Below are 21092 nucleotides of genomic sequence, written 5' to 3' on the forward strand. Positions count from 1 at the left end.
TCGGTTGCCTTGATTCTCTTTTAAACTGAATCCACTATAAGAGAATTTTGGGCAATAAAGGATCATTGAAAGTAAAAAAGCACATAGCTAATCTAAAAAAACGTAGCTTTTTATTTTGCTTAAGAAGCTTTGATTTAAAGCGTTTTTAAGCGTTAAGAGCGTGATAGTATTTTTTTAGATTAGCCAACTCATCGTTATTCATCGTTCTGAATCACCGTGAGTTAGCCAAAAAAATCTGCCGCCTAAACGACAGATTTATTATTGTAATGACTATTTCTCGCTCATACTGTTAGATAAAAATCTGCGTACCAATATGAGTTATTCCAACCATATTAATAAGTCGTTTTATCATCATTTTGCTGATTGGTTTTCATGGCTTGACTGGCCATCACGCCATTGATGATACCGCTTAACGTATCTGACTTACCCGCTAAGCCATCAATGGCTTTACCGATAGACAGTGACTTGGCAAAGTTGTCAAAGAAATGCGCTTCGCCGCCAACAATATCAATTTTGGCTTTCTGTAGCGCCACTGCCAATACTTCAGCATTTTCTTTGGCAATCTCTTTACCAGCGTCAATAGAAGCAAGCGCTTCTTGCAAGGCAGTTTCAAGCCCCATGCGGAACTCTTCGTGCTCACGCGCTTCTTTATTCATACTACCCATAGCATTGAATTTTTCGACCAGACCATCTGCTTCGGCTTGGAAGTGCGCGCGAGTAACTTCGGCTTTTGCCAATCCAACTTCGCGTTCTGCTTTGGCACTAGACTCACCGCGAGCCGCGATGATTTCAGCATCGACCATGCCTTTTTCACGCTCAGCTCTGGCGGTAGATTCGCCGCGAGCCGCGATAACTTCGGCATCTGCCATGCCTTTTTCACGTTCTGATTGCGCTTCGGCTTGTCCTGTCGCTTTGATGATGTTGGCTTTAGCGATGCCTTCTTTTTCAAGCGATGAAGCCTTGGCTTCTTGAATAGCGGCTTCGGCGAAACCATGTGCCGACTTTTCTGCTTTGATACCTTCGGCCATTTTAATTTTGGCTTCTGAATCTTTGGCTGATGCTTCAAGATTAGCGGCAGCAAGCGTCGTAATTTCAACAGCTTTGTGCTTAGCAGACAACTCTTCTGCTTCTGCTTTTTTGACCTGACGTACTTTGAGCTCTTCGGCATCGGCTTCGGCTGCTAAGACGCGAGTTTGCTTATCTCGATCCGCTTCACTAACTTCACGAACCTCTTTGATGCGCTCTTCTTCTTGTGCCACAGTTTTGTCTACCGCGATACGCTCACGAATCACATTGGCGATTTCTTTTTTCTCAAGCTCAATGGCACGTTCTGCTTCGATACGTTGCAGATCAACTTCACGTTCACGAGAGACGACTTCTAAATCACGAGCACGCGTGACTTTCTCTTCTTCGATAACGACGGCGCGCAAACGATTTTGGCCAGCCACTTCGATCTCACGCTGCTGATTTTCACGCTGAATCGCCAAGTCTTGCTCAACCGTGATAATCGCGGTTTCAGACTTTTTGCGCTCTTCTTCTTCAATTTTGCGAGTTTCGGCCGTTTCTCGAGCTATCACTGACGAGATTTCGCGCTTCTGCTTGGCTTCCGCATCAGCTTGTTGACGCTCAAGCTCTAGCATCGCCTCTCTGGTTTCAACGTTCTTTTTCTTGACCGCTAGCTCTTCGTCACGCTCAAGCTCATTGGTAATAACATTTTGCGTGGCAGTTAACTGGGTAATCTTTTTGATACCTTCAGAATCCAAGATATTACTTGAATCTAATGACATTTTTGGCGTTTGCTCTAGATAATCAATCGCGACATCTTCTAGGACATAGCCGTTTAGATCGTTACCAATTTCTTGAACGATACTGTCACGAAACTCACTGCGATTTTCGAACAGTTTGACGAAGTCTATTTGCTTACCAACGGTTTTTAGTGCTTCAGAAAACTTGGCATTAAACAGCTCATTAACAGCGACTTTGTCTGAAGCTCTCTCAACTCCGACTGATTTGGCAACTTTTAGTACATCTTCTTCGGTTTCATTGACGCGTAAATAAAATGCCACAGTGATATCAGCACGCATGTTGTCTGCGCAAATCAAGCCTTCTTTACCACGTCTATCTACCTCTAACGTGATGAGCGAGATTCTCATCAGCTCTTTTTTATTGATAACTGGCCAAACAAAGCCACCATCAAAACGTACGGCTATTTTGCTCACACCATTGATAATTAGCGCTTTGCCCTGCTCAACCTTGAAGTAAAAGGCTTTGAGCATTAATAGTGCTGCCATCACGAAAACAAACGCCAGCACCACAACCACGCCGACGATAATGAGTATGTCCATGTTTATTCCTTTAATTAAAACATTCTATAATCAGTTCTATATCCATCAAATGCTCAGTAAAGCTTGCTCAATCTACTCCATGTAGTAGCTTCACTTGCCTTTCTCATATCTGGACTAATTGAACCGATAATGACCAAATTTAAAACCGTTCTTATGATGTAAAAAACAGAAACTTTTTAGCTAACTTGCTGTTTATTGTTCATCATCGCTTATCCAATTTTCGAGTCTACTCTATGCTAAAAGCGATGATAAAAAGTCGTGTCGATTAAATAATTTATAATTATTTGTCTTTAATAGGAGCGACTCGATAGGTGTTTGCTTCTTCTAGGTACTCTACCAACATCACTCTATCGCCCTTTTTGAATAAGCTGGTACTATTATCTGAACGAACCTTAAGTATCAACCCTGCACCGCCATCATTCAATTCTGCCTCACCGTGTTTGTCCGTCACACTAAGTGTGCGTACAATCGCGATTTTACCGATATTATTAGCAGAGTTACGTTTAGGGATTCTGGCAATGTTTTTGCGGATGGGTGAAATAATAATACCTGTCAGCCACATAGAAACAACCAATACAAATATCAGTGCTCCTGTGCCAAAGACATAATACAGAACACCAGAGTCGAAGTTTTGATGTAAGAAACTGGTATACAAATAGCTCAATAACCAACCGATTAAACTAATAAGACTTAATATAATGATTAACGGTACACCGTAAAGACCAAACTTCAGCATGAGGCCTGTAAAAAAACCGGTCGACGATAAATCAGAAACCGCAGCATCGCTACCTGACTCCCCAAAATCCACACTATCCATATCTGCCATGCCGAGCAAAGATACCACCCAATATAAGGTAACGAACATCACAAGACCGGTGAAAACAATCGTCGGATATAAACTTATTTTGGTGATAAACACTAAAAAAGCCTCTTGCATTACGCGGGTTCTCCCTTTATCAACCTAATCTGCGATTTGTAGTAACCTACTACAAAAGCTCGTGCTCATCGCTTAATTTTTATAAACTTATGTTGTTTTACAAACAAGTATATATACAAATCACGGCATAAGACATATTTCTCTAACGGCCCCATATCGGTGACCGTACAACTCCACCATTCTGACCGCTAATAGCATAGCTGGTATTGCCTGACAGTGAGTGAATAACCAAACTGCTACTACTTTGGCCTGCGACTTGCCCGCCTACATTTAAACGACGAGTTGGATAGACAGCATAATTTCCAGAGGGAGATAAACGTGCAGGCTCATCAAGTCCTGTTTCCGCCAAGTTGACCACCTGTCCAGTCGTCAAAGTCATGATAGCCGCCTTGCGACCATTTAGATAAGCCATACGCTCACCATCCAAGCTAAGCTGCGGACTGGCCACATAGCCATTTGTTAATATAGGTGTCGCATTGCCCGTAGCAAAGTCATAACGATAAATTCTCGGTCGTCCAGCACGGACTTTATCACTGGTATAGACAAAGCTCTGGCCATCCGCAGCATAACTTGGCTGTACCTCTGTACTAGGTAGGGTCGTTAACTGCTGGATATTCCCATCACTCAGACGCATTTTATAGATGTCAGCATTACCACCGACAGTAGAGCTATAAAGCAAATCTTGACCATCGGGTGAGAATGACGCTGACATATTGCTACCTTCAGCATTTACCACTAGATTGGGCGTATCGCTACTACCATCATAGATATAGATTTTAGGATGCTCACGCGGGGCTTGTTTGCTATAGGCAAGTAGTTGTCCGTCTGCCGACCATGCTGGCGCATAGATATAGCCATTAAGCTGATCAATGAGCTGACGATCGCTACCATCAGGACGAATACTATAAAGTGTTGATACTTTTGCCGCCCCTACACCCTGCTCTTCTATATAGGCAATGTGTCCTTGGCGATCAATCACAGGCATACGTGCCGTCAGCGGATTGGTTTCGACTGTGCTGACAGATGTACTGACTGGTTTGTTGGGTAATGTCTGGCAACCGGTTAGCGCAGCAAATACACCAATGGCAATAGGTGCTTTTATCATCAAACTATCTATGATCGCTCTAGATAGGTTCTCTTCACATATGGTTGTTTTATTTGTGGCAGTTTTTAGCATAGCGTCATACCCAACAGAGTTTGATGATAAAAGTGTGATAAATATCTAAAAAGGCGGTCGGTATCGATACAAACTCGAAACCACCACCCAACGATTTAAAAATCAAAGATATTACAGAAACACTACACTAGTGTATCCTAAACTGGACTAAATTTTGGATAAAAAAAATGCCCCACTTATTAGTGAGACATTCTGTCTTTTAAGAAGCGAAATTTCAATTGAACAACTTCAGCCGATTGATTTCACGAACTAATCCAAAATTTTTACTCGGTCATTACGCTACTTAGCAACAGCTTTAAAATAAGCAACTTGATCATCATTTTTGACAGTCAAAATAGGTACATTGTTGGCATTCTTGCTGAGGCTATATTCACCTTGTACAGTGGCCAGTGCGGCTGTATCAAAACTGGCTTGCGGCTCAGGACAGGCCATCATAGTACTGATACCGTTTTTAATCTCTACCTCACCATTTGCGACACTATATCCAGCACCCATGCTATTGCAGGTATTTATGAATGCCACGTAATCTCTACCGTTATCATTCATAAAATTCAACGTTAAAGGCTTTTCTGGGTCAAAAAACAGCTGCGTTACTTTATCACCATTGCTACGTTTGGCATCAACGAGCTGCCAGTTATGTGCCTGCAAGACATCTGCAGTGATTGGTTGGCTGACTGGCGCAGGCAAATTCGTCGTCTGACAACCCGCAGCAAGCGTACCAACTGCCAATGTCGCGGCCATCATTACTTTAGTCATGCTCTTCATATCAACTCCTCGCTTTATTACATCCGTTACTTTTACTAAACATACTATCTGTATGAGCCATTAGCTCTAATAGACAATCGGTAATCTCTAATAAACATAGTAAAAGTTCAGACTTATTATGATTCATTTATTGTTTTATTTGATACTCTAAACAATTGCACTATTGTGCATGAATCATAGTGAGGTGTCATCATAAACTGAGTAGTTATTCGGAATACACTTTGTACAACTTTGCAGATATCTGACTACTTGCTCTTACCAGTACCAAAATGATCTGCTGACTACATACCGCTAACGCTATCCATCCATATCAACGATGACTATTAATGATAGCTATTGATCACTACTTACGAGAATTATGGATTATTCACAGCTTGCTGTCATTGCAATGCTGCATAACCATCTAGACGCTTACGCTCAGTATCGTTAAATAATTGCTGTTCCAGCTGATTGATTTGAATTTGCGTTTGGGCTGCATCGACACTTTGGCTTAATAAGCGATTTTTTTGAGTTTCATACTGGGTGAAGCGTTGATCAAAATTAGCGTCTTCTTGGTCTACTTGTGCCAGCCTTTTTGCTGCTGGTGCGCCTACTAGCTCTCGGCGCATATTATATAGCTCCTCAGGCGTTGCACCGCGAGCTTTCATCTGTTCGGTGCGAGTTATCAATTCGCTAATATTGGCTTGTTGCATGATATTGGCTTTAGTAGCACTCTCTGGCAATCGACTGATATATTCCTGACGGGCAGCTTGTTTTTGCACGTCAGACATCTGCTTATCTTGGTCAATTCTGACCATTTCTATACTATAATTATCGTAATCATCTTCTGCGCCAAAGAACGCTGTAATCGTTGGCTTATCAAAGTACTGCTGACGTAGATTAGCGATATCTTGTTTTTGCTGAGCAACTGCGTTCAAATCCAGCTTACCACTTTTGGTCGCTTGTAGTTGCAGATTACCGTAGCGCTTTTCTATCTCAGGAAGTGCTTTAAGATAGGCAACATATTGATTAAAAATAGTGACCGCTTGGCTAGCGGCAGGCTCTGGTGTGTGATGGCGAATATAACTTTCCACACGTGCAAATATAGTAGCTTCTTCTTCCTCACCTAATGCTGATAAAAAATAATCAAACAAACGCCGCAGACCTTCAGTAACGACTAACTGTTTATTTTCATCGATAATAATTTCACCATCAATTTGAGTGCCCTGTAATGAGCGTGGTAAATTTTCCAATCCTGTGACAAATTGAGACTGGCTAGGTGTCGTTATAGCTTTTACGACTTGTCCCGCAGCCAACTCAGTTGTCACTAACTCACTATTCTCATTATCGGAGACAGAGGGCTTGGTCGAAGCTGAATTTATATCATTACTATCAGGTTTGAACCACAAAATAACCGCCGCTGTGGCTATGACAACCACAGCGATGATAGCAACTGTTACATAGATTTGACGGCGGTTATGTGACATAAACGATATTTCTCAATCAATGAGTATTCTTATTTTGCGGTTCAGCTTATAGGTTAGCGTTTTTCAGGCGGTTTACCTGAGTACGATAGATAGATTTTGGCTCAGACTCTCCCCATGCCGTCAGACCCAAGACTTGATCAGCGGAATCCAAATGGTTCATTCTATAGTTATCACGAATCACATAACCAAGACGACTTGAGCAGGCAGATACCAGTCCATCGTTAGACTCACCTACAAACGGTACGCCCGTTGCGACCAATAGATAATCGCTAGGGTCAAGTGCGCTTGTTATTTGCCCAACGCCACTAAATGAATAATACTTGATGCCATTAACCGCAGTATTGGTCGGCTGACCACAGTAGTTTTTTGGCATTGCTGCAGGAAATTTGGCATTAAACTTAGCTGCACCATCGGTCGATAGAGCTACGAGCGCTTGCCAGCCATCTTGTTGTTGAATTTGATTAAAACTGATACCCGACCCAATATCTGTAAAGCCACCGATCAGATTAAACACACCTGATACTAACTGGGTGGTGACATTGGATGGTTCTCCCGAAGTATTATTTGGCTCAAGGACACTTTTAACAAAATCAGCGGTTTTTGATCCCTGCTCTGGACTTGATACTGCGGTTACCGAAGCCACGTACTTTGGCGCGACGCCAGCGACATAACGGATATCTATACCGCCCTGACTGTGACCAAATAAATTGACTTTAGACTCACCTGAAATCGCAGCAATGGTCTTGACCTGTTGAAGCAGTTGCTCACCTCGGACTTCGCTGTTATTGACCGCTGATGTTTTGGTGGTATATACCTCTGAACCACCTTTCATCAAGTCTCCAGGAATTCCGTTGAAGTAATCAATGACCCCGAACAGTGTCGTAAAGCCGCCAAGACCGTGTGCTAAGACGACTGGATACTGCGTTTTAGTGTAACTAGATGTGAAGTATTTACTATCCACCAACTTGCAGCCGTTAGCATTGGCACAATTATAGTATTGGCCTGCAGCTTGTGCAGAGGTGGTTTGCATAGTCATTAGAAGGATACCCGTACTGACTGAACCCAGTATTGGTAAAAACGTTTTTGGTGCGATAGCTGCACGAATGTACAAAGCAAGCGTCATAACAACATCCTTGTTATCATTGATTTTAATTATCCCTACTGCCTAAAACCAGCAAACATAGAAACAGTAAGAATTGCCGCTAATTCCGTTAGCAGTCAAACTTACAGTACTGATATATTCTTCAATATTCAACTAATTTGTCAAAATATGAATATATTGATTTGACTAGCAAGTCATACAAAGGCTAACCATACTGTAAAGCAATTATTATCAAAGATGATGTTAGGGTCACTATCACTTAACATCAAAGTGTCGCCAGTACGTTTATGGTATAATCTAGCCACAACGAACCCATAATTATAAGATATATTATGATGACTAAAAAAACTCTTATTCAGTCCCCAGAAGCCATAGAAAAAATGCGCGTGGCCGGTAAACTTGCTAGTGATGTCCTTGTGATGCTCGACGAGCATGTCAAAGTGGGTGTCAGTACCGAAGCGCTCAATCAAATCGCGCATGACTATATCGTTAATGTACAGCAGGCTATTCCTGCGCCACTTAACTATAATGGTTTTCCAAAATCTATCTGTACCTCAATCAACCACGTTGTCTGTCACGGCATTCCAACTGAAAGCAAGCTGCTAAAAGATGGTGATATTATCAACATCGACGTAACGGTTATCAAAGACGGTTACTACGGCGATACCTCAAAAATGTGGATCGTTGGCAACGGCTCTATTATGGCACAGCGTATTTGCAAAGTGGCACAAGATGCCCTTTATGCAGGTATGAGCGTGGTCAAAAATGGTGCTCGTTTGGGTGATATTGGCGCGGCTATTCAAGCCGTTGTCGAGCCTGAACGCTTTAGTATCGTTCGCGAGTTCTGTGGTCATGGTATCAGTGACGAATTTCATCACGAGCCACAAGTCATGCACTATGGCAAAAAAGGCACTGGTTTTGAGCTAAAAACTGGCATGACGTTTACCATTGAGCCTATGATTAATCAAGGCACATGGCAGACTAAGATTTTGCCAGATGAATGGACAGCAATTACTAAAGACCGCAAACTGTCTGCTCAATGGGAGCATACCATGGTCGTAACAGACAATGGTTGTGAGGTATTTACCACTCGCCCCGAAGAAGATTTGAGTTTTCTGACACAGTAGTACAATCAAAGATCGCTTAGGCGGTCTTTTTTTTGGCCTTTAATTAGAGCATATTGAGTATTGTGCTTATGTACGTTTTGTCTTTATACTCAGATGACCTAATAGCTTATATTGATATACTTGTTGGCACATTTATTAGTCATCAGTACGTTAGTTACCCAATAATTCTCAGCTCAAACGTTCTATTTCTAAACTCTTAACTGGATAACACTCATGTTTAATTGTGATATCGCCTCTGTTAATCTGACGCCTTTACCGTTACTACCGAACGAGGTCGCGACAGACTCATCTCCACTATCAGCCAAAAATACGACAGACAAGAATCTTCTCGGTATACCTGAATGGTTGACACAAATCAACGACGATATCAGCCGTTCGCTAGAACGTGGCACCAACATTCGCCAGTTGGTTACGGCGCGTGCTTGCGCTATCGATAGTCTATTGATTGCATTGTATAAATGGTTTGAGCTGGATAAGACTGATTTAGCATTTTTTGCGACTGGTGGCTACGGGCGCGGTGAGCTATCACTTTTTTCAGACATCGATATTTTACTGCTGTCTCCCGATGAAATAGGTGCTGAGGCCAGTAGCAAAATTGATAAATTAGTCGCGCTACTATGGGACATAGGACTAGAGCCTGCGCTCTCTGTACGTAGTGTTGATGATGCGCTAGAGGCGGCGCTTGACCATACGATTGCCAGTGCGCAACTAGAGGCTCGTCTGTTAATTGGCAACGAAGCATTGCAAGACATGCCTGTGCAAATCGTCAATAAACAGTGGTCTCCTCGCACTTTTTTTGACGCAAAAATGGAAGAATCCAAAGCGCGTTATTTGCAGCACAATGCAACCGAGTTCAATCTTGAACCCAATATCAAAACAGCTCCTGGCGGGCTACGTGATATTCATATCATCGGTTGGGTCACTAAGCGCTATTTTCGCGTAGGCAAGCTATATGATTTAGTTCAACAGAACTTTCTGACTGAAAAAGAGTTCGATGAGCTGAGCTTTGCAGAAGGATATTTATGGCAAATTCGTCATTATTTACATGTACTGACGGGCCGTAATGAAAACAAGCTGTTGTTCGATTATCAGCGTGAAATTGCTCAACTAATGGGTTATGAGACCCAACCCGACGACCAGCCTAATGCTGCGGTCGAACGGTTTATGCGAGATTACTATCGCTGTGCTATGCAGATATCAACGCTGTCAGAGATGCTAACCAACCATTATTATGAAACGATTATAGAACCGCAGCTACCGGACGACGAACGTCCAAAAAAGCAGCCTATAAATGCGCGATTTAACCGTATTGGCAATCAGATTGCCATCGCACATCATCGAGTTTTTGCACAACATCCCGAGTCAATCTTAGAGATGTTCCTATTGATGGGTCAGCATGGCATCGATAAAGTTCGTACCCATACCTTGCGCGCACTCAAGATTGCCGCACGAGGAATTGATCAGATATATAGAGATAACCCTACTCATAAAGCGTTGTTTTTATCAAATCTAAAAGAGCAAAACTACCTATTCCATCGTCTACGTACTATGAATCGCTATGGGGTATTGGGCAATTATATTCCTGCTTTTGCGCAAGTCACTGGCTTAATGCAATATGATTTATTCCATCGTTATACGGTAGATGCGCATACTTTATTTTTGATCAGAATCCTGCACCGATTTACAGATCCGGCTTTCCATGAAGAGTTTCCATTGGTCAGCTCTATCTTTCAACGTATCGAACGCAAGGAAATTTTGGTACTGGCAGCGATGTTCCATGATATTGCTAAGGGACGCGGCGGTGACCATAGTGAGCTTGGTCAAACAGAATCGATTGAGTTCTGCTTATCACATGGTATGAGCTTGGCCGATGCGAATTTGGTTGGTTGGCTCACGCGCTACCACCTTCTCATGTCAATTACTGCCCAGAAAAAAGATATTTCAGACCCTGAAGTGGTGACTATATTCTCTGATCTTATTGGTAACGTCACGCATTTGAATCACTTGTACGTATTGACTGTTGCTGATATGAATGCGACCAATCCGCAGCTATGGAACAGCTGGCGGGCAACCCTTATGAAACAGCTATATTCACAGACTCGTCGTATTTTGCGTGCTGATATCGATGCGCCTACCAATCGTCAAGATATGATCAGTGCCACACGCAAACAAGCTTTGACGATGTTAGACAATGTCAATAACCAACATATGAACCGTGATGAAGTCCTACGTTTGTGGGATGATTTGGGGGATGAGTACTTTTTGCGAGAAATCGCAGAGGATATCTTATGGCATACCGAAGCTATTTTGAATCATCCACCGATTGGTCTTGCTTCTAATGCGGATAGTCCGCCATTGGTTGTCTTACGTGAGCATCGTGAGTTGGCGCTTGATGCAGTACAGGTCTTTGTCTACACTCAAGATCAGATGAACCTATTTGCCGTTACTATGGCAGTATTTGATCAGATGAATCTTGATGTATTAGATGCACGCATTATCACAGCGACCCGTGACTTTGCGCTAGATTCTTATGTGTTACTTGATCCTAGTGGCACACTGCTGGTCGATGAAGACAGTCAGCAAGAACTAAAACAGCGCCTAATTGACTCATTTAAAGACCCCACTGTATTAAAGCTGACAAACAAACGTATGCCGCGTCAGCTGAAACACTTTGAAGTAAAAACAGTAATTAATTTTGAATTCAATGAGGCGTCAGATCAACATATCATGAGCCTAGAGACACTTGATCAGCCAGGACTATTGGCGCGAGTTGGACAGGTATTTTTACAGGAGCAGATCGAAGTTCATGCTGCTCGCATTACAACGTTGGGTGAACGTGCAGAAGATATGTTCTATATCAGTGATCAAAACGATGAACCACTATCTGCAGACAGGCTTGATGCACTAAAAGCGGCGCTGTTAGCCAGTCTCACCGTTCAAAAAGAGCATAATAGCGTAATCTATTTTTGATGCGATTAGAGAGTTTTGGTTAGCCATCGTTTTGAACATTAACTAGCAAAAGTAGTTTGATAGATATTATAGAAGTACGTTTTATAACGTGCTTCTATATGTTATCTCGCTAGCATGTTCGTTCAGTTCATCATCAGCAAGATCTGGCGGTAAAACCCCTACTTCTAGCGGCTGCTGCTGCATTATTAGGCGCCCAGCGTCGATTTCTTTTTGCAACAAACATTGCAAGCTGGCTAAATGAAACTGCCCGTTGAGATAGTCATCTAACGCTTCTAAAGAAATAGGCGATCTGGCATGTACATCAGGATAAAGACTGTCTTCTGCCAAAATAACCATTTCATTTAGTGCTTCTTCGCTCATCAACTCATCATTATCTATTTTGCGTTGCAGTTTGTTTGCCAACTGGCCTTTAGCAGCAAAAGCAACAATAAAGATTAAGGTCTGCAACACAAATAATGACACATACTGCCATAGCGTCAGCGATACATTTAGCATGTTATTGAGTAGCATCAGTGCCATGGCCACGACCACATAACCGACTAGCTGCCATAGTAACCACATGATAAGGCTGTTTTCGCCAAACCAAAATACTTTCTTTTCTTGACGGTCGATCAGTTGCTGCCGCGCTTGCCACCAGCATTGCTCGCGCTCTTTGAGGAGTTTATAGAGTTGGGAACGCTGTAAGCTGTCATCAAGGTTTTCATTATTGATATCTATAGCGATGGAGTCATCATTATTTAGCGCACTAGACATATCAAATTATCCTTAAAACGATCTAACCCTTTTTTGAGTAATCATTTTTTATGTTGTTATAGGTTATAAATGACGAAAGTTTCACAAGGCTTCTCGACGGCTACATACTTATGAGCCGTACGTTGAATAGTTTCCGTTTGGTAAAGACCTATTCACGGTATAAGAAGAAAAGGACAAAAAATTAGAGAAGTGCTACACTGCTCTAATGTAAACTTTCTTTATAACTTTATTATTAATTGTCTATTATAGTTATCACACTTATGAATCACAACTTATCGTATTTGCACCCTTATCCGTTCGCAAAAATGGCCGCATTACTTGCCGATAGCAATCCTGCCAACGGTTACAGCGAAATAAAGCTCGGTATTGGCGAGCCAAAACATGAGCCACCAGCATTTGTACTGGACGTCCTACGCGAAAACTTGGACAAAATAAGTCGTTATCCAACCACAAACGGTATGTTTGAACTGCGTCAAACCATTGCTCATTGGTTAGAGAAGCGGTTTTTTCTGAATCATGTCGATGCCAATGATCAAGTATTGCCCGTAATGGGCACACGTGAAGCGATTTTTAGCTTCGTACAAGCAGTTGTTGATCATGATATAGCTGATAAAGAGAGCAACTCTGTATCATCTAATACATCGCCTACCGTTGTCATGCCCAACCCGTTTTATCAAATATACGAAGGTGCGGCGATACTGGCACAAGCAACGCCTTACTTTGTCCCTTGTACCTCAGATAATGACTACAAAGGTGACTATCGCGCGGTACCAAAAGACGTCTGGATGCGTACGCAGTTATTGTTCGTCTGTAGTCCAAACAATCCAACAGGCTCTGTAATGACAATGGATGATTGGGAATATCTCATCCGTCTGTCAGATCAATATGGTTTTATCATCGCCAGTGACGAGTGTTATAGCGAGCTGTATTTTGATACAGCACCGATTGGATTGCTCCAAGCTTGTGCGGCCCTTGGTCGTCGTGATTTCAAAAATTGCATCGTGTTTCATTCTTTATCCAAACGTTCAAATTTACCGGGTTTACGCTCTGGATTTGTGGCCGGTGATGCCAAAATATTGCAGGCTTATTTGCAATATCGTACTTACCAAGGTTGTGCGATGCCTATACCACATCAGCTTGCCTCTATCGCTGCATGGCAGGACGAAAAACATGTCGCTCATAATCGCGCGCTATACCAAGAGAAATTTGCTCTATGGATGTCTGAGCTTGGGGAGTTGCTAGAGTTACGTATGCCTGACGCCGGGTTTTACTTTTGGGTCAAAGTGCCTGAGCAATTCGGTAGTGATGATGAAATCTTTGTCAAAGCATTGTATGAGCAAGCCAATATCCATGCATTGGCAGGACGCTATTTGTCACGAGAAGTTGATGATCACAACCCTGGACAAGGTTATGTCCGTATCGCTCTGGTCGCGAGTGTCGATGAGAGCCGAGAAGCGATCAGTCGTATTCGAAAACTATTAAGCGCTTAGAGTCAATGTAGAAAGATTCTAATGTAGCTGAGATAAATATCTCCATATCAAAAAGCCTTCAATAGCCATAATATAAATAGGGTTATTGAAGGCTTTTTGTTTTATTAATGCTATAGTAAAATTTCTACCGAAAATATGCCATCAAGGATGATGCCATGCCCCATCTTGATTTTAGCCAGCCGCCCTTTGATGTGTTGAGCTTGGCCGAGCGTCAAAGCATTAGAAAAAATACCCAAATACGCTACCTTGCCAAAAATGAGAGCTTGCCTGCAGGAGAACTGCAATGTCTGTATGTGGTCATCAAAGGGCAAATTGAGCAATCACTAGATGGTGAGTTTGTCGCTTCTTATGTAGGTAGCAACCACGCTGACGGTCTGAATAATAACGATTGGTTTGACAGTCGCCGTCTGCCTGAGTCATTTACCAAAGGTAATGAGCTATCGTCTGAAAGTACGCCCATACAGCCCTATCAATTCCGAGCTAATGAAGAGACCTTACTACTCCAAGTCGCTGGTGACACTATGGATAAAATCAGCGCACAAAATCATTTGGTACGCCAAATGCTATCAGACAAGCTGCCTGAACGATTAAAAGCATTGCGCCAGCGGCGTCATAATAAAACACTAAACCCTGCCAACTACACCAATCAACAAGAAGTACAGCAAATCATGCTGCAACCAGTAGTAGATGTTCATCTATTGCCAGTTCACATTGTCAATGCCAATGACAGCTTGTACGAAGCCGCTCGAATCATGACCGAAGCTGGATTAAAACATGTGCTGGTCCGACCGCTACATGGCTTACATGATTTAGACGGCTTACAACCAGATGGTTTAGATAGCTCACAAACAGCGCGACTTGAGACAAAATTACTCTTAGGAATTTTGACCGATACGGATATTTGCCGCGCCGTAAATGATAGACAAGATCCGGCTACCACTCCTTGCCAGCGCTATGCGAATTTTAATCTACGTACCATCAAAGCCAGCGATGAGATTGGTGATGCGCTGCTGACCATGACTCGCTATCGTATTCATAGACTGCCAGTCATTGATAAAAATGGCGATGTCGTCGGTGTGCTGGGGCAAAGCGATATGCTCGCTCACATTGGCCATCATTCACAGCTCATTAGTATTCAAATCGAACAGGCACAGGACCTATCAAGCCTAGATACCGCTGTTGAGCTGATTGGCCGCTATATTCGTGCACAGCATCATAACGGTGTCAAAATTGGCAATATCAGTCGTATGGTACAGACGCTAAATGCACAGGTATTTACCAAGCTATGGCAGCTAATCGTACCTGATGAATTGATAGCCAACACGTGCCTTATCGTTATGGGTTCAGAAGGTCGCGGTGAGCAAATCATGCGTACCGATCAAGACAACGCGCTTATCATTCGTGATGGCTATACACATCCTGACCTAGCACAGTTCGCTGATACTTTTAACCATCACCTAGCAACGCTTGGCTACCCACTATGTGATGGCAATATTATGATGACCAACCCTATGTGGCGACAACCGCTCAAGCCATTCATTGCACAAATTGACTTATGGTTTAGAAACTCCGACCCGATGCACGGCATTTACTTGTCTGCGATACTCGATGGTGAATATGTCTGCGGCGATGAGTCACTGCTCACGCAAGTACGTCAGCAGTTAAAACCTGCTCATCAAAAAGCAGATCCTATGTTTGTTAGGCAGTTTGCACGGGCAGCGCTACAGTTTGGTGATGTTAATCAATGGTGGCAAAAATTTGTGCCTTTACTGAGTGGTAAATCAGCATCATCTGATATTGACCTAAAAAAAGCCGGTATCTTTCCATTGGTTCATGGTATCCGCACCTTAGCATTAGAAAACAATGTGCTCGAAGCACCTAGTACCAAAGCGCGTTTAAAAGCCTTAGTACAAGTTAACGCTATGACTCAAGAGCGCGCCGATACTCTGCTAGAAGCGCTAGAGTTTTTTATGGCGCAGCGCTTATCTGTGGCGCTCTCAACCGACGATAAGCATGCACGGCAAGTAAATCCAACGACTTTGACTGCGCTTGAGCGTGATCTGCTCAAAGAGTGTCTGGCTGTGGCCAAAAGCTTTAAAAACCAATTGCGTCAACACTATCAGTTAGAAATCGTATGAATGTAGCAGTCTTAATACAGAGGCTTCATGAATAAAGAAAGGTCTCAAATACAAATACAACATAGATGAATGAGCGATTAATATGAGCTGGTTACAGCAGTTATCGTACGCTTGGCAAAAGACGCAATTGCAGCGTCCAGAGTTGGCCTCAATGTTTACGACACCTTCGGCTGAGCAGTGGGTGGCTATTGACTGCGAAATGACAGGGCTAAACTCCAAAAAGCATCACCTGTTGTCTGTAGCAGCGATACATATCAATGGCAATACCATCGACACGGGTAATGGCATGTATTTAGTTTGCAGACCTCCTGTGATGCCAGACCGCGACACCATTGTCATTCATGGCCTGCGTACCGCTGACGTTGAGCATGGGATGAGTTACGATGATATGTTGGCACTACTGCTACCATTCATAGGTAATCGACCAATTGTTGGATTCTGCACAAAGCTAGACATGGCTTTTTTAAATCCTTTGGTCAAACGCTATATGGGAACATCTCTACCAAACGAAGTCATAGATTTGCGGCACTTGTACAGTCGACGTATCAGTGGACATACACAAGGTTTATCTAGCCAAGCTCAACATCTGAGTCGTATCCTAGCCCATTACAACATTCCTGAACTGGGCGCGCACGATGCTTATAATGATGCTGTCATGACGGCGATGGCTTTTTTACATGTGCGTTAGCAGTAAAGCATGCTCGCAGTTCAATCGATAGTTAGAGTTAGTTATCTAAATAAGGACGTCGTTATTGCTAAAATTGTGCGGCTGACCTCGTGTGCGAAAACAGCAACTCATGTTACCATAGACTGTTTTTGCCACCTGATGAAAGATGCTCATGCGATACCCTTCTAAACACCGTCATTACTCTACTGCTGCCACCAAAATTACTACGCTTCGTCGTCATTTGCGACCGCTAAATAACCTTAGTAAACGTCTACCTAGATTAGCGTTATTGGCAACGGTGATGGTCGCACCAATACATGCACAAGCCGTGTTACCCGCAGCGATTCAAAAAGCCTTGGCGCGTGCCAACTTAACAGAAGCGGATATCAGCATCGTTATTACACCTGTGGGTGATAAGGCTGCCAGCCGTCTGCCTACTCCTATTCAAGTCATTGATAATGATGAGTCTGACAGACAATCTGTATCTAATACAATATCTGATCATCAGACTACCAATACATCTACAGATACAAGTGTCAGCGATCCGAGCCATCAGAGCGCACTAGTCACCATAGAGCAGCGTACCATTGAGAAGCACGAGCGTGAAATACATACTTATACCGACGACCCTTATACTTATCAGAGTGTAGAGAGCATTCCAACGGTTATCCCTGACGAGCCTCAGCATACGCTTACTCAGAACGGCAAAAGCCAAGACACCACTAGCAACAATAAATCCTCTATAAATATTTCCTTTTCGCCTGTGCTAGATCACCAGTCCGACATCCCCCGTACGCCTGCCAGCACCATGAAGCTCGTGCCTAGCTTCATTGCCTTAGATACTTTGGGAGCCGATTTTGTGTGGCATACGCGGGTATATCATACAGGTGTTGTCATCGGTGACCGTCTGCATGGCGACTTGATTGTTCAAGGAAGTGGTGATCCAAAAATGACCCATGAGCGATTAAAGCAGTTGCTGTATCAAGTGCAAGCATCAGGTATTCATCACATCGATGGTGACATCATCCTCGATAGTACAGTTTTTAACAATGTCACTAAAGATCCTGCCGCCTTTGATAACTCACCACTACGCCCTTATAACGCCAGTCCTGATGGTTTTTTGGTTAATTTTAGTACCATTGGTATCAAAACCTATCCTCAAGATAATGGCCAAGCAAGTGTGACTTATAAGCCGCAGTTAGCAGACTACCAACTGCCTGCTACAATAAATACTCGTGTAGCCAGCTGTGGGCAAGCAAGCTATAGTCTAGCGCCGCAGTGGCAGACCACACAGCTCGTATTAAATACCAGTCTGCCAGAGAGCTGCGGTGAGCATGTCTTTTACGTGGCACATCCTAATGCCAAAGAGTTTGCCTCACACGTCGTCGCTGCCAAATGGCAAGCGTTAGGTAATACTTTAAGTGGGCAGGTAATCTCGCAAGAAACCCCTTACGATATGACCAAAACGACAAAACGAGCGCACGGGCTTACGGCTATCGCGATGTCCCCTCTACCTATGGTCAGCTACCCGTCGTTAAATTTGACAAAGCAGATTCATGACATTAACCACTTTTCAAACAATGTCATGGCTGAGCAAGTGGCGCTATCTATAGGCGCTTATGATAAAGAAAGACTGAATCAAGCAATACCGTCTAGCACAACTGCAACTAATCCAAGCAACCATGAAGCAAGCATTAATGATACATCTGATAACAAGGCGGTAGCTGTTCAATCTAGTAGCAAAAAGGCTGGCAGCCTATATCAGTTTGGTAAGCCTGCTACAACAGATTATCCTGCAGCCTTACAAACCATCAATCAATGGTGGCAAACCAACCTCAGTACACCGCCTCCTTATTTGACCAATGGTTCAGGACTTTGCCGTGAGTGTACTATCACTGCCGCCAATCTAAGCGAGCTACTAACTTATGCTTATAGTCGACCAAATTTTGAGGCCTATGTCGACTCGTTAGGGGTCGCTGGAGTTAGTGGCACTATTGCTGCCCATAGCGATCGCTTACCTGAGTCGGCCGCTACTGGACGTGCATGGATAAAAACTGGCACGCTCAACAATGTCACGTCAATGGCAGGTTATGTCAAAGGGTTGTCAGGACAAGATTACGTTGTCGTCGGTATCATTAATACCGACCAAGCATTAAATCCTTATGCAGCGCGGCCTGTATTAGATGCCATGCTCGACTGGACGGCAAAGCGCTAATTTTTTAATTAATACTTTAAATCGATGTTTAACAGACCCTAATATTCTATTTTTTATCTTTATAAAGGTTAGCTTATGTCACGCCAGACAACCAGTCTTAACAAACCTCAGACGCCTCTACAAGCTCAGCCTAAACTGGCCCGATATGTCGGTTTTTTTGCGATTGGGTACACGCTCGCCAGTGCCATATTTATGATAATACAAACCAAACTAGCGCTTAACCCACAGTTGGTCATGGTGGTTTCTATTATCATAGGTGCCTACATCGCTGTCAGCAAATTCATCAAGCATCAAAAGCGAGCACTAGCGCGAGATGAAATTAATAAATTGATGTTTGGTGGGGTTATTATTGTCTGGATATTAACTGTCATTTATTTTTCAGCCATTTGGCTTTGGCTGTTTGATGCGATAAGCCGCGAGGTACTGTTTGAAATGGCAATGCAGCGTCCACTGCCTTTGCTTTCATCACTGATGCTAATGCTGGCGCTCACTTTAGTCAGCGCGCGTATAAGCCTATGGGCTGTCAATCGATTATTAGACCCTATACGCAGACTAACGTAAGTACAAATCATCATCTACAAGGTGCTACAAAGTTTCCCCCTACTCATGTGCAAAATCCGTTAGGCTAACGTTAAGGCATGTATTTACCTTCAAAATGGTATAAGAAGCTTACAAGTAACGACTGTGTGAGATCTTACCCAAATAAGTATGCTATTAGCGACGCACTATTTGATTTTAGTAATAGGAGCCAACCTCATGGATATGTTTTTTTTCGATAATATAGACAAACTTAGCCGTATTATTTTGACGACAATTATTGTTTATATTTTGATTGTACTGGTGACCAAAGCTTCTGGTAAACGCTCTACCTCTCAGCTCAACAATTTCGACTGGGTCGTTACCGTCATGATCGGCTCGTTGGGTGCCAGCACGATTTTACTTAAGGAAATTCCTCTTATCGAAGGATTCTCATCTATTTTGGTATTGTATCTTTTACAGTTTTTGGTGACGAAATACGCATCTATCTCACCGCAATTTAGTGATTTTATTTTGTCAGAGCCACGTATTGTTTTTTATCAAGGGCAGTTTTTGCCAGATGTTATGCGTGATGAGCGCTTGACTCGTCAGGAAATTGAGTGTGCCATGCGTACTGAAGGGATTAATAGTTTCGATGATGTCGAAGCTATTGTCTTTGAGTCTGATGCGAAGCTTACTGTCATTCCAAAGCCAAGCCAAGCAGATAAGAGCGACGATGGTCAAGGTATAAGCAGCAAGGTATCAGAGACAATTAACCCGCTGATGTAAACTATAGACAGTAAAGAACAAATTATTTAGGACACACCCTAATAAGCTTGAATTTAATTATCGAGATGGTAAGCACTATGAAAGTAAGAATTTTGACCGTTGGCAATAAGATGCCCAAATGGGTGCAGACGGGTTTTGACGAGTACTATAAGCGCATTCAACCAATGCTGAGCACAGAAATTGTTGAAATTGCGGCTGCAAAGCGAGCCAAGAACCCCTCAGACGCTAACTTAGCACAGTACCGCGAGCAAGAAGGTCAAGCAATATTAGCCGCTCACAACGTATCCAGCCGCGAGCAATTATGGGTGTTAGATGTCAAAGGCAAGATGATTTCAACAGAAGGACTAGCAGATAAGCTCTCTGATAGTATGCAACAAGGAGATGATATCGCCTTGGTTATCGGTGGTGCAGATGGCGTATCACCAGAAGTACTGGCAAAGGCTGATGCAAAGTTATCCCTATCAGCGCTAACATTGCCACACCCACTAGTTCGCGTTGTACTCATGGAACAATTATATCGTGCGATGAGTATCAATAACAACCACCCTTATCACCGTGGTAACTAAACAAAAGAATAAGCTGTTTTTTAGTTTAAGACATCAATCACAGAATAGATTGAAAAATTGGCGTGCGCC

At 43.0% G+C, this 21092-nt stretch carries 16 protein-coding genes; 9 read left to right on the forward strand and 7 right to left on the reverse strand.

Annotated elements, in window-relative coordinates; genetic code table 11:
* Positions 1-332: 332 nt before the first annotated feature.
* The 6 genes from ACT3QN_RS12570 to ACT3QN_RS12595 all read right to left on the reverse strand — a co-directional run bounded on the left by ACT3QN_RS12570 (position 333) and on the right by ACT3QN_RS12595 (position 7813).
* A complete protein-coding gene (locus tag ACT3QN_RS12570) occupies positions 333-2345 on the reverse strand; it encodes a hypothetical protein (protein WP_444527858.1) in 2013 nt (670 codons plus the stop codon).
* A gap of 280 nt (positions 2346-2625) precedes the next feature.
* The gene (locus tag ACT3QN_RS12575; RefSeq protein WP_444529263.1) at positions 2626-3282 is read right to left on the reverse strand and encodes a hypothetical protein; all 657 of its coding nucleotides are present in this window, start codon (positions 3280-3282) and stop codon (positions 2626-2628) included.
* A 142-nt stretch (positions 3283-3424) separates the two neighbouring features.
* Complete coding sequence (locus ACT3QN_RS12580) at positions 3425-4387, reverse strand: Xaa-Pro aminopeptidase (protein ID WP_444529264.1); 963 nt, start codon at positions 4385-4387, stop codon at positions 3425-3427.
* Positions 4388-4738: 351 nt separating this feature from the next.
* Entirely contained in the window at positions 4739-5224 is a 486-nt protein-coding gene (locus tag ACT3QN_RS12585) for an META domain-containing protein (protein WP_444529265.1), read from the reverse strand.
* A 380-nt stretch (positions 5225-5604) separates the two neighbouring features.
* Positions 5605-6690: a lipase secretion chaperone gene (locus tag ACT3QN_RS12590; RefSeq protein WP_444529266.1), complete on the reverse strand. Its 1086-nt coding sequence runs from the start codon at positions 6688-6690 to the stop codon at positions 5605-5607.
* A 46-nt stretch (positions 6691-6736) separates the two neighbouring features.
* Positions 6737-7813, reverse strand: coding sequence for an esterase/lipase family protein (locus tag ACT3QN_RS12595; protein WP_444529267.1), 1077 nt, complete (start codon positions 7811-7813; stop codon positions 6737-6739).
* A 314-nt stretch (positions 7814-8127) separates the two neighbouring features.
* Between ACT3QN_RS12595 and map the strand changes: the two genes are divergently transcribed.
* Together map and glnD are read left to right on the forward strand one after the other, a co-directional pair.
* Positions 8128-8919, forward strand: a complete 792-nt coding sequence (gene map, locus ACT3QN_RS12600) for a type I methionyl aminopeptidase (RefSeq protein ID WP_444527877.1) — start codon at positions 8128-8130, stop codon at positions 8917-8919.
* Between the two features lie 213 nt (positions 8920-9132).
* Positions 9133-11889, forward strand: coding sequence for a [protein-PII] uridylyltransferase (glnD, locus tag ACT3QN_RS12605; protein ID WP_444529268.1), 2757 nt, complete (start codon positions 9133-9135; stop codon positions 11887-11889).
* A gap of 81 nt (positions 11890-11970) precedes the next feature.
* Here the strand turns inward: glnD and ACT3QN_RS12610 are convergent, their stop codons facing one another.
* On the reverse strand, positions 11971-12642 hold the full coding sequence (locus ACT3QN_RS12610) for a hypothetical protein (protein ID WP_444521724.1): 672 nt from the start codon (positions 12640-12642) through the stop codon (positions 11971-11973).
* A 260-nt stretch (positions 12643-12902) separates the two neighbouring features.
* Here ACT3QN_RS12610 and dapC point away from each other — a divergent pair, with 260 nt between their 5' ends.
* From dapC to rlmH, 7 genes are all read left to right on the forward strand, one after another.
* Positions 12903-14132: a succinyldiaminopimelate transaminase gene (dapC, locus tag ACT3QN_RS12615; protein WP_444529269.1), complete on the forward strand. Its 1230-nt coding sequence runs from the start codon at positions 12903-12905 to the stop codon at positions 14130-14132.
* Between the two features lie 155 nt (positions 14133-14287).
* Positions 14288-16270 carry a DUF294 nucleotidyltransferase-like domain-containing protein gene (locus ACT3QN_RS12620; RefSeq protein ID WP_444529270.1) on the forward strand — a complete coding sequence of 661 codons (1983 nt, stop codon included), beginning with the start codon at positions 14288-14290 and terminating at the stop codon, positions 16268-16270.
* 82 nt (positions 16271-16352) lie between these two features.
* Positions 16353-16958: a 3'-5' exonuclease gene (locus tag ACT3QN_RS12625; protein WP_444527867.1), complete on the forward strand. Its 606-nt coding sequence runs from the start codon at positions 16353-16355 to the stop codon at positions 16956-16958.
* Positions 16959-17109: 151 nt separating this feature from the next.
* Positions 17110-19152, forward strand: coding sequence for a D-alanyl-D-alanine carboxypeptidase/D-alanyl-D-alanine-endopeptidase (locus tag ACT3QN_RS12630; RefSeq protein WP_444529271.1), 2043 nt, complete (start codon positions 17110-17112; stop codon positions 19150-19152).
* Positions 19153-19227: 75 nt separating this feature from the next.
* Positions 19228-19713 carry an ABZJ_00895 family protein gene (locus ACT3QN_RS12635; protein ID WP_444521719.1) on the forward strand — a complete coding sequence of 162 codons (486 nt, stop codon included), beginning with the start codon at positions 19228-19230 and terminating at the stop codon, positions 19711-19713.
* Between the two features lie 195 nt (positions 19714-19908).
* On the forward strand, positions 19909-20457 hold the full coding sequence (locus tag ACT3QN_RS12640) for a DUF421 domain-containing protein (protein WP_444521718.1): 549 nt from the start codon (positions 19909-19911) through the stop codon (positions 20455-20457).
* A 77-nt stretch (positions 20458-20534) separates the two neighbouring features.
* The gene (gene rlmH / locus ACT3QN_RS12645) at positions 20535-21023 is read left to right on the forward strand and encodes a 23S rRNA (pseudouridine(1915)-N(3))-methyltransferase RlmH (protein ID WP_444529272.1); all 489 of its coding nucleotides are present in this window, start codon (positions 20535-20537) and stop codon (positions 21021-21023) included.
* Positions 21024-21092 lie beyond the last annotated feature (69 nt).

Source organism: Psychrobacter sp. AOP7-C1-14 (assembly GCF_052376135.1).
Classification (GTDB): Bacteria; Pseudomonadota; Gammaproteobacteria; order Pseudomonadales; family Moraxellaceae; genus Psychrobacter.